Here is an 18,436-nt window from a genome sequence, read left to right as displayed (position 1 = left end):
TCATAAAAAATCCCTCACTTCGGATCATGTGTCTCACACTCCATTTTCAGGTTGTCAGACTCATTATCCATTAATTTGAGGGATTTTTAATACGTTGATATAAGGGATTTTAACAGCGTTGATTACACATATAATTAAAATTGTATTGATGAGGTCTTCCCATTGCTGAAAATACGACAATCAAGTCTTTACTAAATGCTTCATCCCTTGCAGGAATAAATTTATATTTCACTTGATCATGCATCGAAAATGTTGATTCAAACGTTTGAGGAAAAACTGGTCGCATCGTCAAAAAACGTGATGTCCGAATAATCACTTCAAAGTTCTGATTAGGTTCAAAATTAAATACTAAATAACCATCGATTACTCTTACTGTGTTCTTCGAAGAGCCAAGGATTTCAAATTCAAACTGCTTTCGCTTAGCAGAAAACAATTCAATAACACGGTTACGAATATTGTAGCGATAGAATTCAATCGGTAGAAATATCGGCCCCACTTCACCAATAGAAGTTCCTTTTATAATCAACATGGTTTCCTTAATGTCAGTTTGAACATTATGCTTTTCGAAGTAGGGTGTTATTTCATCTCTTAGTAAAGAAGCTAGAAGAAATGAATGATCTGTTGCTTGTGTTTTCATATTTACTCCTTTTCCATTACTTGAAGCAGTCTAAGACTAGCTTCCATAATGAATTCTTTTTAACATCCTTCTGAGAAGCCTTATTTTTATAAAAATGAAGAGCCAATACTTGACGCAGATACTTTGGATAACTTTCACCCAATAGATTATGTCGTTTGCCTGGATAAATATCAAATTCATATGGTACTTGTTTTAAATCTAAATATTCTAAAAAGGGTTCAATAACACCTTTTCTGTAAGGGTCATTCTCAATTGTTTGAATGAAAATTTTAGTTTTAGGCTTACTTCTAAAATCAATTTGATAAATCAGTTGATTTAAATAGGCTCTTTGCAAATCGATATTTTTTTCATATGCTGAAGGAGTCATCGTAAGTCTCATTAGCTTCCGCTCTTCATCATTTTCAAGCATCCAATCACCAATCTGATAAACACTTCCTCCTACAATCAGACCTTCAAAATGGTATTTTAATGCGAATAATGTAGCTATTCCTCCGGCTTTTGAAGTACCTAGCGCAATCATTCTTTCAAACCCAACACCACTCTCGCGAGAAATAGCATGTAAAAGCGAAACGACAGACGTTTCAATTTCGTGATTCCCATCTACTCCAATGTTGAAGGTTCCTCGTTGTCCAAAATCATCTAGTATAAATAACCGGTGGCACGGCTCATCTTGTAGCACTTTTAAATAATTGTAGCGTGCTACCTCGTCCGGTGACATGGCAGAGAATACGACGAGCATTTGTTGGCTTCCCTCATGTGGCTGAAACACGTAACGTATGGCTCGATCTGCAAAATACACATTTTCTCCTTGAAACGACGAGAAAATGGTCTCTTGATTTAAAAAGGACTGAATTGCTTCACCAGTCCCACTCAAAGTTTTCATACCAGGATAATATTTATATTTCCATTCGAACAACTTATCTTCAAACTCAGTGGGAAATACAAAGATAAGTTGTTGCAACATATTTTCTTCATGCATATGTCGAATAAATTGATTAAATACAAAATCGTCCCATAAACTTTTCCCGTTTAACGTTATATTTTTACACGATTTTACGCTTGGATATCGTTCTAAATCCAACTCAATCGTACTTAGCCATTGGAACGAAAACTGTTCATTAATTTGAATTTCATACAAATAATATGTTCCTCTTGAATCCCATTCGAGCAATGTAAATTTAGCTTTCTTCTGGGAATCAGCTTTCCATTCTCGAATTTCTGCTAACTCTTGATCGAATAGAGATTTCAATTTCTGATCAGACATACAATTTAATAAATGAAATTGATTATAAAATAATCCAAGTGATGGATGAGGGTACGATACACATTGATTCGAATACTCCGTCGATTCAAAATTCAAAGTCTTGAATGCCGTTATGATTGTCCCCATAGATTCTCACCTTTTGTTAAAAACACTTCCTCGTTTGAGGAAGTGCTTTTAGATTTTTATGCTTTTCGAATCTCTTCAAGCTCTTCAGGTATCACTGTATTCTTACCTGTTTTTTGAATAATCCAGTCTGAACCCACTTTTGACTTTTCTAAGAAAAGCTCTGGGTTATTATATAGTTCTTCGATGCCATCAGCAATCCCAATATAGTCTTCTTCTCCTGCGAGAATTCCTGTGTCTTCTCTCATAAACTCCGGAATACACGAGACCGCATTCGTAGCTGCAATCACACCACTAGACATAGCTTCACACATCGATACTCCTTGTGTATCCCAGCGTGTCGGGCATAAGAAGATTCCTTTATTACGATGTATTTCAGCAATTTCAGGTTGCGATAAGAATCTTTCGTGGATATGAACATTTTTAAATTGACGTAACGGTTCGAGCAATTCATCAAACTGTGGTCCCATTCCATAAATCTCAAAATCGAGATCATAAAAAAGAGGACGTTTTGAAAGTTCAAGAATCGCCTTCACCGTCAAATCATTCCCATATTTTTTATTAACGAAAGGACGTACAGTCCAAATCTTTTTACGTAATTCTGGATCCTTCTTTTCAAATTTAAATACAGAGTCATCCGTAATATTGTGAATCACTCGATAACGATCATCCGCTAATTGGAATCCAGCATCTTCTTGTGCGACATTCGCAATGAATTCAGAAATGAAAATGAACTGGTAACGATCATCCTGTCGACTAAATAGTTCATGAATAAACTTCATTCGACGGTTGTTGTTACTCGGCAGTGTCCGAAGTGTACGTGCCATCATCCCATTGTTTTCTACGTTGAACAAACGACGTGTCCATCTTTCCGCTTCGACTGCATGAATCCAAACTAAAACCGGGGTATTTGGTGCTCCAATTTCAATCGCTTCATACATGTTTCGATTAATGAAGTGAATCAAAATCTTCTTATAGTTTGTATGCTTCAAAAAATACTCTAAGCTTGTTTGATTTCCTTCAAATACGCGCACTCCATCAAACTCGTACTCATTCAAGAGAGACGACCCTTGGAAGGCAAATACATCTACCGGAAGTTGATCTTCTTGGTATGATTTCACACGGCGATGTACGAAGCCATTGCGATAAAGGTTTTCTGCATTCGGATAGATGTTCGTCAAAACTAGATAACGTTCTTCCGTATTACTCAAGTTCATTCGTTTTGGAATAACAAGTTGTTCATATTCTTTATAGTTTGCAATCCAACGCAATTCAAGATCTTCAATCGAAATCATACCTTGTCCGCTTACCCGCAAGGCCATCTTGATTTTGTTAGTCCAAACAGGAATATGAATAACACCAGTCTCACCAAATTTAATACGGCGCACATGTTTTTTTTCCCCAGCGTCGTTATAGAAAATGTACTGCATGGTCGCTTCAACATTTCCTTCTTTTCTACCCGTAAAAGTAACTAGAAGTTCACGCTGATTCTCAGGAGGTGTGATGGTCGCAGATTCATCTTCTTTAAAAGCTCCATATGCTTCAAAGTGAAGATAGCGATGTGGTACTTTATTCGAACAGTTAATATATACATTCAAAGAATCCGATTTAGAATTGTACATTTCGACTTCTGTTCCTTTGACAATCCAATTCGATGCGTTCTGATATTTATTCATGTAATCCACCCGTTCCATCTGTCATATGTTTCTCTCGTAACGCTTTTGTAAGTCGCGAGACTTCCTCTGACAAGAAAATAACGTCTTTCATATACATATCTAAATCTTCATAAGACTCAGAGTTATCGACTTTGTGAGCAGCGTTCATGATGGCTTCGTCCATTTCTATTTTCGATTCATCATTTCCTAACCGGTTAATCAAGAAGAGATATTCCTGTGATAAAACAGCCAATCTTGATTTATAAAAACGGATTTGCTCTCGAACTTCACGTGGGGTCATATAAAATAATGGTATTTTTTTCTCATTCCAAAGTTTATCACTCAATTGAACATACATCGATTCGAATGTAAAACGCTTAGCCACTTCAAACATTCGTTTTGCAGCCATCTCATAAATTTCAGGATTTTCGACTGCAAGCAAAATGTTTGCCACAACCTCTTCATCTGAATTCGCATAGAGTGGGTAGTCGTCTCCAAATAATCTTGTGTGCATATCAGACTTGTTAAAGATGACTGGCTTGCCTAAAATAGCGTACTCTAGCACTTTTGTAGATAATTCTAATGAGTCATCAAGCTCATGCGAACGATAACTAATTCCAATATCTGATTCTAAAATCAGCTTTTGTGACTCTTCGCGTGAAACGCCACCAATCCATTTGACACCCGGTGTTATTTCAAGCAATTGTGTAACGTCTTCTTTAAAGTTCTCATTTACTTTCGAATCATTAAATTTGTCACCCGCAATGTTAAATGTAATCTTTGGAAGACGCTGACGAATAGTTGGGAATAATTCCAACAGTTCTTGAGACATCCATAGATCAGCGAATTTACCGGCGTAAACAAGAGATGGTTGATTTGAAATTTTAAATGTAGGCTTCAATTCCTCATTCATTGGAATCATTGGATTCAACACATAAACCTTGTCTTTGGCAAAAGGGAACAATTCAATTAAGAATTCTCTCATCTCTTCTGTCTGACATAAAAATCGATTACAGTGCAACAAGACCGACTGTAAATCTTCAAACTCTTGAACTGAGAATTCCTCCATTGAATGTGGGAAGTCAGTCAAATATACCCACATTTTCTTCATTAAGTGTGGATGTTTCAAGAGCGCTTTAATAACAGGATAACCTCGAACAATACAGAAATCGTAATCTTTTTCATTGAAACAATGTTGAATTACCGTTGGTGCGTAACCAGGACTAATATCCTTACGCTTATACCATCTTGCAGTACCTAGCTGCTCACGATGCTTTTCAGCAAACGGATCAATAATTTGTACATTATCTAATTCATATAAAGGTTTTAGTAAACGATCATTATGAACGTGCGTTTTCAAAAGTAAATCTGTTTGAATATTTTCTCCTACCGAGAGCATCCGTGCGACAGACGTCGCCCATACTGCCGAACCGTCTAATAAGTTTAAGTTGACGTTTCCGTAAATTAAAACTTTTAGCTGTTTTGTATCAAGTGAATGATAATTCGTAAGATTCAATTCACCTGCATCTATTGTCATTTGCGCTGATCGCGAAGTCTCTAGCGCATATTTCATTACAGATTTATAATCAATATTTGGAATCAACTTTGCGTTGTTGCGAACACGCTGTGCCGTCTTTCTAATCTTATCGCTTGGAAACTTAAGCATTTACGCTACTCCCTTTATCCTTTGACTTTTTAACAGTTTGATATTGAGTTTGTAACATTTTCTCGCGATACTCTTTCCGTTCTTCCGGAGTCCATCGCTTATAACGAGTTAAAAAATTCCCGTAATTATCTAGCACTTCTTTCGAATCACCATATTCACGGATGACCCCATATTCTAACCACAATACTTTTGTACAGAAGCTTCGAACTTGTGCAATGGAGTGACTGACAAAGACGATTGTTTTGCCTTCTTCTTTAAACTCATTCATTTTATCTAAACACTTATCAGTAAATGTTTGGTCCCCTACGGATAAAGCTTCGTCGATTACCAAAATATTTGGATTGATATGAACTGAAATCGCAAAGCCGAGTCGAGATTTCATACCGCTCGAATAATTTTTAACAGGTTGATCAATAAATCTACCAATGTCAGCAAATTCGATAATATCAGGTTCAAGTTCTTTAATTCGTTTTGGAGTTAGACCTAACATCAGTCCTTTTAATTCAATGTTATCTCTACCGCTTAAGTTCCCATTCAGTCCAGATGAGATTGCAACTAGTGAAACATCTCCATCTGTTTTGATTTCTCCATAAGAAGGTTGTGTGACACCTGAAATGAGATTCGATAAAGTCGATTTCCCAGAACCGTTAACACCGACAAGACCTAATACTTCGCCTTTCGGAAGTTCAAATGAAATGTCATTAAGAGCCACAAATCGCTCTCCATACCCTCCTGGAATGACCAGGTCTAAAAATTTATCTTTCGAGTTTTTATATATTTTGAAATGCTTTGAAACATGCTCAACTTTAATTGCATAGCTCATTTAAATTCACCTTATCTTTACAAGTAGTCTGTAAACGAGTCACGGAACTTCACGTGTAACGCCGCCGCAATCAATAAAATGATTGCAACAAATGACCAAAAATACAACATGTATCCTGGATGTTCCCAGAACCAATGATGATAAAAGAACGTGTTTCTATATCCTTCAATGACGTAGTTGATTGGATTCAACTGTAAAATGGGTCTGATGACTTCCGGCATAGTCGTCAATGGCCATAAAATTGGAGTTACATAAAATAACATCCTCACCATCGACTGCAGAAGACTTTGAAAATCTCGCGCCAAGGTTGAAAATGTTGAAAAGAGTAGTGCAAATGCATAGCTCAATAAGAAGGTAGCCACCAAATAATATGGTAACTGCAAAATATAAATCGAAAATTGAATATCGTAACCAATCAAAACGACTGCGATAATCAATAAAATAAATGCGTGTTCAATAAAGAACGTCAACATCACGTAAGATGGGATAATACTCATAGGGAAGTTCATCTTTGATACTAAATTTAATCTTGCATAAATGGAGTTAGACCCTTGTACAAACGCTTTACTTACGAAGAACCAAAGCGAGATTCCGACAATCATCCAAGGTAAGAACGGGACACCATCCACGTCATTCCCCGAACGTAACCCAATTCCAAATACAAACCAGTATACAGCAATTTGGAACAATGGATTTAAAAACTCCCATACAATTCCTAAGTAGTGATTTGAGTACTGCGATTTTGTTTCATATCGCGCAAGTCTACCTACCATATATATGTTATCAACGTGTTCCTTTAACACTTTTTTAAATGATTGAAACATAATTCAACGAATCCTCTCCATAATCGAAGTAAAGTAGAAATGCCTCTATACAAATTAAAATTGTACAGAGGCACTCCTAACCGTCTTGAATTGATTAGATTAACTCCGCAACATTTGTGTACTTGTAAAGATTGCCGTAGTTAACCACTTCAACCTTACTATCTGTATCCTCTTTTACAATGTTTCGTGTATCGAAAATACGAGGTGTGTTCATAGTTGCCGTTAATTCATTAAAGTTAAGTTGTTTGAACTCGTTATGATCGACTAACACCAATACCAAATCCGCTCCCGTTAGTGCTTGTTCCGAAGACACAAGGTCAAACTTGTCAGAAATTGAGCGTTCAACATGCGGATCGTGAACTTCAACGTTCACACCACGCTCAATCAACAAGTCGATTATTTCGACCGCTGGACTTTCACGCATATCGTCGACGTTTCCTTTATATGTTACGCCAAATGCAGCAATTTTAGGATTCTCGATTCCTTCAACCAATTTTTGAGCGTGTGTTGCTACATAATCTGGCATTGAAACGTTCGTGTCACGTGACAGTTTGATGATTTTAGCAAGTTCAGGTTGCTTAGCAACGATGAAGTAAGGATCAACAGCTAGACAATGACCACCAACGCCCGGACCGGGACTATGAAGATTTACACGTGGATGTTTGTTAGCCATTTCAATAACATCCAATACGTTAATATCAAGAGCATTGCATACTTTTGCTAATTCGTTAGCTAAAGCAATGTTGACATCTCTAAATGTGTTTTCCATTAATTTTGACATTTCTGCAGTTTTCGCGTCTGTTTGAATAATCTCGCCTTCAACAAACGTACGATATATTTCAGCGCCTTTTTCTGCACATGTTGAAGTAATCCCTCCAACAATGCGGTTATTGTGAACAAGCTCATGCAAAATTTGACCTGGTAGTACGCGTTCAGGACAATGTACCAAATATACATCTTCCCCTACAACGAAACCGGCTTCTTCTACTAATGGTTTTACAAAGTCATCCATTGTTCGTGGAGCAATTGTAGATTCCACGATAATGACGTTCCCTTTTTGAACAACTGGTAGCACACGACGTGTTGCATCCAATACGTATGTCAGGTCACACGATTTATTTTCGTCGTCATTATTCGGTGTAGGTACCGCAATGATAAAAGCATCAGCCGGTTCAACATCGAGCGAGGCGCGGAATTTACCTGATGCTACCACTTCTTTAACAACTTCACCTAAACCAGGTTCTTCAATATGAATTTCCCCGCGGTTTAATTTATCTACAACTGATTGATGAATATCAATACCTACTACGTCTGTACCGTACTTCGCAAAAACAGCAGAAGTCGGTAAACCGATATATCCGAGTCCAATTGTACAGAGTTTCATGTTTTTTCCTCCACCTTAAACTTTACTCACTTACTTTTCATGATTATATATTATTACTAAACTAAGCCATTACTAAAGCACCCTAATCATTCTGTGTTAGGAAGATTGAAAAGATTTAGTAAAGACAAACAAGCAGAATTATACTATTGTTTGTGTACTAATTTCAAGCTTATCCATCTAGATCGACACTCACCCGGATGTTTACGAGCACAGACGTAAGTCTAATATGTTTTTATAATGTAGTCAAATTACATAATGACTACATTTTTATCAACTTCATGAATAATAAAATTGGTTTATGCTATGATGATTTGTGTTGAACATTTAATTCTTTGATTAAAAGGAGATTCTTTATGAAAAAGATTAGAAAAGCTATTATTCCGGCAGCCGGACTTGGCACACGCTTTCTACCAGCAACGAAAGCAACACCAAAAGAGATGCTTCCAATTCTCACAAAACCAACTATTCAATATATTGTCGAAGAAGCAGTCGCTTCAGGAATCGAACAAATCATTATCGTCACCGGTCGTAATAAACGTGCAATAGAAGATCACTTCGATTCTAATCCAGAACTTGAAAGTCAACTTCGCGCAAAAGAAAAGTATGATTTACTTGAAAAAGTACAAGCGTCTTCTCAACTAGCTGAAATTCATTATATTCGCCAACAAGAACCAAAAGGTTTAGGACATGCGATTTGGAGTGCACGTCACTTTATCGGGGACGAACCCTTTGCAGTATTACTTGGTGACGATTTAATCGTATCTGAAAAGCCAGGTCTTCAACAATTGATTGAGCAGTACGAGAAAACAGAATCTGCTGTCATCGGTGTTCAGGAAGTGCCTGATGATCAGACACATCGTTATGGAGTTATTAATCCACTAACGAGTGATGGTAGACTCTATGATGTTAAAGGATTTGTTGAGAAACCAGCTCCAGGAACTTCACCATCAAATTTAGCGATTGTGGGTCGATATGTACTAACTCCTCAAATTTTCCGATTCTTAGAAAGACAAGAGGTTGGCGCAGGCGGTGAAATTCAATTGACGGACGCAATCAATTACTTAAACGGTATTCAACGCGTATTCGCTTATAACTTTGAAGGGAAGCGCTTTGACGTTGGAGAAAAATTGGGCTACGTCGAAACAACACTCGCATTTGCTTTGCAAGATGAATCTATTCACGATGAACTTGCACCAATCCTTACAAAGTATTTAAAAGAAGAATTTTCACGTGAACAATTGGCAGATTTTATTAAAGAATTATCAGCGAACGAAGAGGGAGAATGAGAACATGATTAAAGTAATGACTGTTTTTGGTACGCGACCAGAAGCCATTAAAATGGCGCCTCTCGTGCTTGAACTAAAGAAACACCCTGAGATTGAGCCAATTGTGGTTGTAACTGCACAACATCGTCAAATGCTTGATCAAGTGCTTAAACTGTTTAAAATTACGCCTGACTATGACTTGAACATTATGCAGAGTGGCCAAACTTTATTTGACGTCACTGCAAAAGTATTAAAAGGAATGGGAGAAATTATCTCAGACGTGAAACCAGATATCGTTCTTGTTCATGGAGATACGACCACAACATTTGCCTCTTCACTCGCTGCCTTTTATAATCAGACGGCTGTCGGTCATGTTGAAGCTGGTTTAAGAACTAATAATAAATATTCTCCATTTCCAGAGGAACTAAATCGGCAGGCGACTGGAATAATGAGCGATTTACACTTTGCACCGACAGACGATTCAAAAAACAACCTTTTAAAAGAAGGGAAAGCAAATGAAGTTATTTTCGTAACGGGCAACACAGCCATCGATGCATTACAAACGACCGTTTCAGAAGACTACTCACATCCTCTACTAGATGCAATCAAACAATCTGAACGTAAACTAGTTCTTTTAACCGCTCACCGTCGTGAAAACTTAGGTGAACCTATGAAGAATATTTTTAGAGCGGTTAAGCGTCTAATCGAACGTCATGATGACATTGAAGTGGTTTACCCAGTTCATATGAATCCTATCGTGCGTGATGCAGCTAACGAAATCTTGCATGATGTCAATCGCGTTCATTTAATTGAACCATTAGATGTGTTTGACTTCCACAACTTTGCTGCCTCATCGCACATTATTTTGACGGATTCCGGCGGTGTTCAAGAAGAAGCACCTTCCCTTGGAGTGCCGGTTCTAGTACTTCGTGATACAACCGAACGACCAGAAGGGGTAGCAGCAGGTACATTGAAACTCGCTGGAACAGATGAAAATAACATTTTCAATCTCTCTCACCAATTATTAACGGATACTACTTTCTATGATTCTATGGCAAAAGCATCAAATCCATACGGTGATGGTACAGCTTCTAAACAAATTACGGAGCACATCGTCCGCTATTTTCCAAAGTAAACGTGAAATATAAAAACTTCCGCCAATAAAAACGGCGGAAGTTTTTATATTTCATTTATCATCGTCGCCTGGCCACCTTGCCAAAGCCACGTATCTTCTTGTTTCACATAGACATGCAGCACCCAGAACCGGCCTTCGTAAGCGTTCGTTCCAAGAATGAAATGCTCTTCAAGCAACAGTTGCACGAGGGCGATTTCGCCCGCCACCGTCTCGTCGAAAGTGACCGTATCCTGTGCGATCCACTGGACCGACGCTGGGTCGACGAACTGGTCTAAAAATGTTTCTTTATCGAACTGACGTCCGCTCGAGTCGACGTAACGAAACTCGTCATTCATGATGCCGCGCATCGCGTCAAGGTCTCCCTTGACTTGAAGTGCGGCCCGTTCGTCAGAAAGTTGTTTTAAGTTGATGGTTTCCATTGATTGATGTACCTACCTTTCGCGTCCATCATATCATACTCATAGGCCAGAGTCGTCCGCTTCGATATCCAATAGAAATAAGTTTCCATCCTCATTTTGATGAAACCATATTATTAACTAATTCTCTCTTTACTCCGATTCACAGTTCGCATCTTGACATTCTGACTTCAGCCCGTTAAAGTAACGATAACATTCATACGAACTCGCGATGAGAAAGAAGAGTAGCGTGAAGATTCGTCTCCAGAAAGCCGGTGGTCGATGCGAACCGGTGACGTGTCTCACGTGAATGGGCTTTTGAGCGTTCAGACCGATACGTAGGCTCTGACGGGTCCTCCCGTTACCGAGGATAGTGAATGATTGTTCGCGATGAGTGGGGGGAGCTCCCCCAACGAAGGTGGCACCACGGGTCCCCCGTCCTTCATGTCTTTTTAGACATGTCGGGCGGGGGACTTTTTTTATTTCAAGGAGGAGATCACATGAAACAACTTATCATCAACGGCGACGAACTGACGCCAGTGGCCATCTTTCATCGATTAGAGGGCGAACGGAAAGTACTGCTCGAGAGCCGCGCCGAAGGGAAGCATGGCCGTTACTCGATTATCGCCTCTAGTCCGGTCGAGACGATTCGCGCCAACGGCAACGAAGTGACCGACGCATCCGGCACGATGCACACGGACGACCCGCTTGCCTTGTTATCAGAACTGGTTTCGCGAGACACGCCGGATGCCCCCTATCCGTTCATCGGTGGTGCCGTCGGTTATATCGGTTATGACATGCAACGCGTCTATGAACCGATCCCGAACACACCTAGCGAGACTCGCGGTTTGCCGGACGCCTTGTTCCAACGATATGAGACGGTCGTTCTCTATGATCACGTCGAGGAGCAGGTCATCGTGATCGACACCGGGGATGATGATGCTGAGAAGCGACTCCACCACGTCAAACTGGCACTCGAGACGGCGAAGACACACGAGCTCGCCCCTGTCGTCCGCACGAGTGAACGCGTATTGACTGGCAAGGATGAGTTCGTCGAACGCGTCTTGCAGGCGAAAGAAGCCATCCTCGCCGGTGAGGTGTTCCAGCTCGTCTTGTCCCAACGGATCGATGCGACGTTCACCGGCGACCCGTTCCACTTCTATCGGACGCTCCGGAAACAGAACCCGAGTCCGTACTTGTTCTATATCGATCTGGGCGAGGCAATCGTCCTCGGGGCGTCCCCGGAGAGTCTCGTTCGCGTCGAGGGCAATCGCGTCTCGACGAATCCTATTGCGGGCACGCGCCCCCGCGGCAAGACAATCGAAGAAGACGTGAGTCACGCCGCTGATCTCATTCAAGACGAGAAAGAACTCGCCGAGCACCGGATGCTGCTCGATCTCGGCCGCAACGACATCGGCCGGGTCGCCAAAGTCGGCTCGGTCACAATTCCGAAACAGATGGAAATCGAACGCTTCAAAAACGTCATGCATCTCGTCTCCGAGGTCGAAGGCGAGCTCCGTGACGACTTGAATCCGATTGATGCGTTACGCGCCTGTCTCCCGGCCGGTACCGTCTCCGGCGCCCCGAAGATTCGGGCGATGCAGCTGATTGACGAATTGGAGACGGTGAAACGCGAAGTATATGCCGGGGCCGTCGGCTATCTCGACGTCCGGGGCGGCTATGATTTCGCTCTCGCTATCCGGACTATGGTCGTACAAGGGGATACGGCCTACGTCCAAGCGGGCGCCGGTATCGTCTACGATTCGGACCCGGTGTCAGAATATGAAGAGACGTTGCATAAAGCCAAATCTCTTTTGGAGGTGTTCGCATGATTCTACTCATCGATAATTACGACTCGTTCACGTACAACGTGTATCAAGATGTCGCCCGGTTCAGCGACGTCTTGGTCGTCCGCAATGATGAACTGACAATCGAGGCGATACGCGCCCTCAACCCAGCCGGCATCATTATTTCCCCAGGTCCAGGTGGTCCGGCCGACGCCGGTGTCTCGCTCGACGTCGTCCGCTCTTTGTCTGGCACCATCCCCATCCTCGGTGTCTGTCTCGGACATCAAGTCATCGCCGAAGCGTTCGGGGGGACAGTCGGACGGGCCGAACAAGTCATGCATGGGAAGACGTCCGTGATCGAGACAATACCGAGCGTCTTGTTCGATGGGAATCCGAGCGAGGTCATGCGCTATCATTCGCTCGTCGTCTTGGAGACGGATCTCATCGTGACCGCTCGCACGACGGACGGTGTCATCATGGCACTCGAGCATCCCGAACACCCGACATATGGCGTCCAGTACCATCCCGAGTCGATTGGTACACCGGACGGACGCGACCTGTTCGAGCGCTTCGTTGAGATTTGCCATACAAAAAGACCGAGGAACGTATCCTCGGTCTGAGTGTCAGGCTTTCAGGAAATCTTCAAATTGAAAGTCATGCTTGTCGAGCATGATTTGATCGGGCGTGACACCGCTTTGACGCAACGCGGCAATCGTCGCATGCAAGAAATCATCGCTGCCGACCACATAAAACAGCCCATTCCGGTCTGCCGCTAGTGCCTCGACCTTCTGGTAATAGTCTGGACGACTGTCGACAAACTCAGCCGTAAAGGCGTCTGTTGACGCGAATACATCGTTAAACAGATATTCTTTCGACGAGTCGACGTTCAACGAGTGGAGGTGCGGCACACCTTCCCCGTTCGCCAAATACGCGAGCACGAGCGGGCGGAACGTCGAAATCGACATATGGCGAATCAACGTCCGGTTCGGTCGATCTTCCTTGTTAAATCCCTCGAGCGCGAAGTGTGTGTGCGCCCCTTCTTCCCATGTGAAGCCAGCCGGTAGCTCAAGCTTGAACGTGTAAGTGTCTTTTGCTTCCTCTACGACTTGTTGAATCGGTGTCCAGTAAATCTGCATCGAATCCCGTCCTTTCTTTAATAGACTGCGATTGGCCCATAAGGCCCTTGAATAATCTCCAATTTCGTCTCGAAAATCTCAGATAGGATGTCTGCATCCATGATTTCCTCGACCGTACCGAAGGCGGCGATGTTCCCGTCTTTCATCGCACAGATGCGGTCCGAATATTTCGCTGCGAAGTTGATGTCATGGAGCACCGTGACGATCGTCCGTCCGAACTCGTCGGCGACGTGGCGCAAGTACTCCATCATTTGGACCGATCGAGCGATATCGAGGTTGTTGAGTGGCTCATCGAGGAGAACATATTCCGTCTCCTGACAGAGCACCATCGCGACGTACGCCCGTTGGCGCTGTCCGCCCGACAATTCATCGAGATAGCGATGCTCGAGCGACGTCAAGTCGAGGAAGTCGATATATTTCGAGATAATCCGTTCATCCTCTTGCGTCAACCGCCCTTTTGAGTACGGGAAGCGTCCGAAGCCTGCGAGCTGACGAACGGTAAGACGTGTCACGAAATGGTTCTCTTGTCGTAAGATTGTGACGATTTTCGCCAAATCTTTCGATTTCGCGCTCGACACGTCCATCCCTGCGACTTGGATTTGACCTTCATCCAAGTCGAGCAACCGGCCGATCATCATGAGCGTCGTCGATTTCCCAGCCCCGTTCGGTCCAATCAACGACGTGAATCCAGCTTTCGGAATGTCGAGATTGATCGGTCCGATTTGGACGTCATCCGAATACGATTTTTGTACTTGTTCAAGTTGAATCATAGCGACCTCTTCCTTAAAATCACCGCTAAGAAAATCACGCCGCCGAACAGTTCGATGATGACGGACACGACACTCGGTGTATTGAGAATGTGATACATAAAGAAATACGCGCTCGTCAGAACGAAGAAGCCAAGCGCGAACGAAAGCGGAAACACGTACTTATGATCGTACGTCGCTGCCACTTGATAACTGAGCGTCGCCACCAAGAATCCGAAGAACGTCAACGGTCCAATCAGCGCCGTCGATACCGACATGAGGAGCGAGATTAAGACGAGCGTAAAGATGACGCTACGGCGATGGTTCACCCCGAACGATGTCGCCACGTCTTTCCCGAGTGCGACGACGTTCAAGCGATTGGAGAAGCTATACAACAACGTCCCGACGACAATCACGATTGGGATGACAATCGGGAAGTAGGCGGCATCGGCATGCATCACCGACCCGAACAGACGGGCCTGCAGGACGTCGAACTCGGACGGCGCGAGCATGCGGCGCATGAACGAGGACACTGAGTTCAAGCCGGTCCCGATGATAATGCCGATGAGAAGCATGAGTTGCAGATTGCCATATTTCCCTGACAAGAGCCAGCCATACAAGAGCAGACTCATGAGCACCATGAGTCCAACCTGGGTCAAAAAGGCACCGGTTCCCGAAAAACCGATTAACGCCCCTGCACCAAAGAAGAAGATCATGCTCGTCTGAATCGTCGAGTAGAGCGCGTCGAACCCGAGCAACGATGGCGTGATGATCCGGTTGTTCGTCACCGAATGGAACGCGACCGTCGCCATGCTTTGACAGAGCGCGGCGATCGCCATCGTGATGACGGCGACGACCCGACGCTCGACGACCGGGATGAACGACGGTGAGTCGAACGGGACCGGATTGTTGTAGACGAGCAACCCGAACGCACAGAGCAATCCCCCGACGACAAAGAACGTCAAGAACAGCCAATAACGGCGCTGTTCTCGTTTCGAACGGAACGCCGTCGCACACCGTTCTTCCGTATGCACGGATCGACCATCGACATCATACGCTTCCCGTTGTTTTGTCTTCTCTTCAATCAGTGTGCTCATCGTACCCCTCCCGTCTTCCGTTGTCTCATGAGAATCGCGATGAACACAATTGATCCGACCGTCCCGAGAATGAGTGATACCGGCAATTCGAACGGCATGATGATCGTCCGCGAAATCAAATCGCTGACGAGGACCGTTCCCATCCCGATGACGCACACCCACGGCAAGTTGCTGCGCAGGTCATCCCCGCGAAACATCGAGACGATGTTCGGAACGATCAGTCCGAGAAACGGCAGATTGCCGATGACCGTCGCCACGACCCCGACCGTGAGTGCAATCAGTCCCGTCGCAATCAAGATGAGGCGGTTGTAGTTGACGCCGAGGCTCGTCGCGATGTCTTCTCCGAGTCCAGCGAGCGTCAAGCGATTCGCGAGGATGAAGATGAAGAACGTGACGAGGATGATAAGCCACAAGTATTCATAACGTCCGACCTGCACCGATGCGAACGACCCGACGAACCAACCTTCGATCGTCTGGCTCGCTTGAAAGAATAGACCGAGAAACGTCGACACGGCCGAGACGACCGCCCCGAGCATGAGTCCGATAATCGGGACAATCAACGACGATCGAAGTTTGACCGAGCGCAGAAACCAGAAGAAGACCATCGTTCCGATGAACGAAAAGACGATTGCCCCCGTCATCCGCATCATGAGCGTCGGAGCCGGGACGAGCAGATACACAGCGAGCAGGCCGAGTCCCGCCCATTCGAGTGTCCCGGTCGTCGTCGGTTCGACGAGACGGTTTTGCGTGATCAGTTGCATGACCAGTCCCGACATCGCCATGGCGGCACCGGTCAACATGATTGCAATCGTACGCGGGACGCGGGTGATCCAAAACATGTCCGACCCACCTTCTTGACGAATGTCATAGACGCCGGTCACGAGCGAAAGGCCCGCCAATATGAACACCACAAGCATTGCTACGATAAAGGACTTCGTCCATATGTTAGAAAAGGAGGGCTGAGACAATGTCTCAACCCTTGCTGTCATTGGTTTTTGCACAACGTGACTCCCTTACTTCGAAAGCGCGGCTGCGATGTCGTTAAATAGTTCAGAATAAGTTTGAATCGACTCGTTGATGTACGTATCGTTTGGCGCATACACGATTTTTTCGTCTGTCACGGCTTTCGTTTTTTGGAGTGCCGGTGCGTTATCAATCACGTCCGCTGCAGGTACAGCGTCTTCCATACTTGTAATCGCCGCATCACGGTCGAGGACGAGCAACCAATCCGGGTCACTCTCAGCAATCGCTTCAACCGATACCTCATCCCCTTGGTGGTCACCTGTCGTTTTCGCTACTTCGAGGGCAGGTGTCCAGTCAAAGATGTCATACATCGGTCCGAAGACACGACCTGTGTTCGGCGCCGAGAATCCGATATCGCCGCCTGAAACGATGACTGACATCACCTTGTCTTCACTATCGTATGCTTCTTTTACACTGTCGATCGATGCTTCGAAGCTCGCGATGAGCTCATCTGCTTCCGTTTCTTTTTCAAAGATTTGACCGAGTGAACGCGTCGTCGTCTCAAAACCTTCCACCAAGATTTCTCCTGGCGTACCCGCATCTTCGGGGAGCTCGATGTCCAAGTTGATGACGGCCGCTTCCGGGACCAATTTTTTAATGTCTTCGTAGTAGTCAGCGAATCGTTGTCCGACGATGACGACATCCGGATCCACGCCAGCAATCGCTTCTAAGTTCGGCTCATTGTGCATCCCAACGTCTACGATGTCTTTATCGTTTTTATAAGGCAAGTCCGCTGGAATCAATCCGATTGGTGCCGCGACTAAGTCGATGCCCCAATCTGAGAGCGTCTCGAACGTTCGGTTGTCGAGCGCGACGACCTTCTCCGGGTTGACAGGCACATCGATTGTTCCATGTGCGTCCGTGATTTCAACTGTCTTCGGTGCCGTCTCCGCTTCCGCGCTTCCTGCGTCTTTCGTCTCATCCGTGCTACCGCATGCGGCTAGCGTGAAGACGAGTGATGTGAGCATGACTGCTGCTTTCCATTTCCCCATTCTTTCCATCTCCCTGTGTATCTGTTTTTGAATGACGACCTTCTCAGTGAGTCCGCAACCGTTTCACGATTCTGCTCTATGTATGGATACTGACGCTTTCTCACTGATAATGATTATCATTGTCGTTTTCATTGAGAAGCATAACAAACAAAAAAAGGTTGTGCAATGCCAAATTTTCAAATTGGAAATGGAAATATTATTCTCTCTATCTAATGCGAACAAAAAAAGAAAGCAGCTTGTGTGGCTACTTTCCAGATTAATACGGCTATTCTTTTTCTCGTTTTCTTTTCCGACCCCAAATGCTGTAGGTGATAAATAAAACAAGTGTGTATGTGAATGAGAAGACGATGATTTGCAAAATACCGTTCGGAAGAATTTTTGAGATGAACATGAGTGAGAACAAGATAGACATAATCATATGGGAACCGCGCCTATCTTCTGGCAAATCGCGCCAATAAATCAAGACAAGCGCTAATGCGAGCGG

Annotated in this window: 16 protein-coding genes, 1 pseudogene and 1 other annotated feature; of the genes and pseudogenes, 4 read left to right on the top strand and 13 right to left on the bottom strand. The window is 43.8% G+C overall.

What is annotated here, in order from left to right:
* Positions 1–109 precede the first annotated feature (109 nt).
* From KNP80_RS12610 to KNP80_RS12580, 7 genes and pseudogenes are all read right to left on the bottom strand, one after another.
* Positions 110–637 (bottom strand): hypothetical protein, encoded by a 528-nt coding sequence (locus KNP80_RS12610; RefSeq protein WP_214834852.1) that lies wholly within the window; start codon positions 635–637, stop codon positions 110–112.
* A gap of 16 nt (positions 638–653) precedes the next feature.
* Positions 654–1,901: an alpha/beta hydrolase family protein gene (locus KNP80_RS12605; RefSeq protein WP_214834851.1), complete on the bottom strand. Its 1,248-nt coding sequence runs from the start codon at positions 1,899–1,901 to the stop codon at positions 654–656.
* Between the two features lie 182 nt (positions 1,902–2,083).
* Positions 2,084–3,700 (bottom strand): glycosyltransferase family 4 protein, encoded by a 1,617-nt coding sequence (locus KNP80_RS12600; protein ID WP_214718103.1) that lies wholly within the window; start codon positions 3,698–3,700, stop codon positions 2,084–2,086.
* Positions 3,693–5,345: a glycosyltransferase family 4 protein gene (locus KNP80_RS12595; protein WP_214718105.1), complete on the bottom strand. Its 1,653-nt coding sequence runs from the start codon at positions 5,343–5,345 to the stop codon at positions 3,693–3,695. The genes KNP80_RS12600 and KNP80_RS12595 overlap by 8 nt, the downstream gene beginning before the upstream one ends.
* 37 nt (positions 5,346–5,382) lie before the next feature.
* Positions 5,383–6,168 (bottom strand): annotated as a pseudogene (gene tagH / locus KNP80_RS12590) (teichoic acids export ABC transporter ATP-binding subunit TagH); the annotation flags it as partial.
* 17 nt (positions 6,169–6,185) lie between these two features.
* The gene (locus KNP80_RS12585) at positions 6,186–6,992 is read right to left on the bottom strand and encodes an ABC transporter permease (protein ID WP_214718109.1); all 807 of its coding nucleotides are present in this window, start codon (positions 6,990–6,992) and stop codon (positions 6,186–6,188) included.
* Between the two features lie 94 nt (positions 6,993–7,086).
* Positions 7,087–8,376, bottom strand: a complete 1,290-nt coding sequence (locus tag KNP80_RS12580) for a nucleotide sugar dehydrogenase (RefSeq protein WP_214832140.1) — start codon at positions 8,374–8,376, stop codon at positions 7,087–7,089.
* Positions 8,377–8,729: 353 nt separating this feature from the next.
* On the opposite strand from KNP80_RS12580, the gene galU reads away from it, so the two are divergent.
* Both galU and wecB read left to right on the top strand, forming a co-directional pair.
* Positions 8,730–9,662 carry a UTP--glucose-1-phosphate uridylyltransferase GalU gene (gene galU, locus KNP80_RS12575; RefSeq protein WP_214718114.1) on the top strand — a complete coding sequence of 311 codons (933 nt, stop codon included), beginning with the start codon at positions 8,730–8,732 and terminating at the stop codon, positions 9,660–9,662.
* 4 nt (positions 9,663–9,666) lie between these two features.
* Positions 9,667–10,776, top strand: a complete 1,110-nt coding sequence (gene wecB, locus KNP80_RS12570; RefSeq protein ID WP_214832141.1) for a non-hydrolyzing UDP-N-acetylglucosamine 2-epimerase — start codon at positions 9,667–9,669, stop codon at positions 10,774–10,776.
* Between the two features lie 44 nt (positions 10,777–10,820).
* Here the strand turns inward: wecB and KNP80_RS12565 are convergent, their stop codons facing one another.
* Positions 10,821–11,195 carry a nuclear transport factor 2 family protein gene (locus KNP80_RS12565; protein WP_214718118.1) on the bottom strand — a complete coding sequence of 125 codons (375 nt, stop codon included), beginning with the start codon at positions 11,193–11,195 and terminating at the stop codon, positions 10,821–10,823.
* A 199-nt stretch (positions 11,196–11,394) separates the two neighbouring features.
* Positions 11,395–11,617: a binding site (T-box leader), on the top strand.
* Positions 11,618–11,671: 54 nt separating this feature from the next.
* On the opposite strand from KNP80_RS12565, the gene trpE reads away from it, so the two are divergent.
* Both trpE and KNP80_RS12555 read left to right on the top strand, forming a co-directional pair.
* Positions 11,672–13,003: an anthranilate synthase component I gene (gene trpE, locus KNP80_RS12560; RefSeq protein WP_214832143.1), complete on the top strand. Its 1,332-nt coding sequence runs from the start codon at positions 11,672–11,674 to the stop codon at positions 13,001–13,003.
* Positions 13,000–13,578: an anthranilate synthase component II gene (locus KNP80_RS12555; RefSeq protein WP_214718122.1), complete on the top strand. Its 579-nt coding sequence runs from the start codon at positions 13,000–13,002 to the stop codon at positions 13,576–13,578. Before trpE ends, KNP80_RS12555 begins: the two co-directional genes overlap by 4 nt.
* 3 nt (positions 13,579–13,581) lie before the next feature.
* Here KNP80_RS12555 and KNP80_RS12550 read toward each other — a convergent pair whose 3' ends face one another.
* Genes KNP80_RS12550 through KNP80_RS12530 form a run of 5 tightly spaced genes read right to left on the bottom strand, consistent with a single transcriptional unit; the run spans position 13,582 to position 17,952 of the window.
* Entirely contained in the window at positions 13,582–14,094 is a 513-nt protein-coding gene (locus KNP80_RS12550; RefSeq protein WP_214834850.1) for a dihydropteridine reductase, read from the bottom strand.
* 17 nt (positions 14,095–14,111) lie between these two features.
* Positions 14,112–14,864, bottom strand: a complete 753-nt coding sequence (locus KNP80_RS12545) for an iron ABC transporter ATP-binding protein (RefSeq protein WP_214834849.1) — start codon at positions 14,862–14,864, stop codon at positions 14,112–14,114.
* Positions 14,861–15,937: an iron chelate uptake ABC transporter family permease subunit gene (locus KNP80_RS12540; protein WP_214718138.1), complete on the bottom strand. Its 1,077-nt coding sequence runs from the start codon at positions 15,935–15,937 to the stop codon at positions 14,861–14,863. Before KNP80_RS12540 ends, KNP80_RS12545 begins: the two co-directional genes overlap by 4 nt.
* Positions 15,934–16,926, bottom strand: a complete 993-nt coding sequence (locus KNP80_RS12535; RefSeq protein ID WP_251130258.1) for an ABC transporter permease — start codon at positions 16,924–16,926, stop codon at positions 15,934–15,936. The genes KNP80_RS12540 and KNP80_RS12535 overlap by 4 nt, the downstream gene beginning before the upstream one ends.
* 24 nt (positions 16,927–16,950) lie before the next feature.
* The gene (locus tag KNP80_RS12530; protein WP_214834848.1) at positions 16,951–17,952 is read right to left on the bottom strand and encodes a siderophore ABC transporter substrate-binding protein; all 1,002 of its coding nucleotides are present in this window, start codon (positions 17,950–17,952) and stop codon (positions 16,951–16,953) included.
* Positions 17,953–18,436: the final 484 nt, after the last annotated feature.

The organism is Exiguobacterium sp. E4787 (assembly GCF_018618375.1).
Classification (GTDB): Bacteria; Bacillota; Bacilli; order Exiguobacteriales; family Exiguobacteriaceae; genus Exiguobacterium; species Exiguobacterium chiriqhucha.
This window is presented reverse-complemented; position numbering and strand designations above follow the sequence as displayed.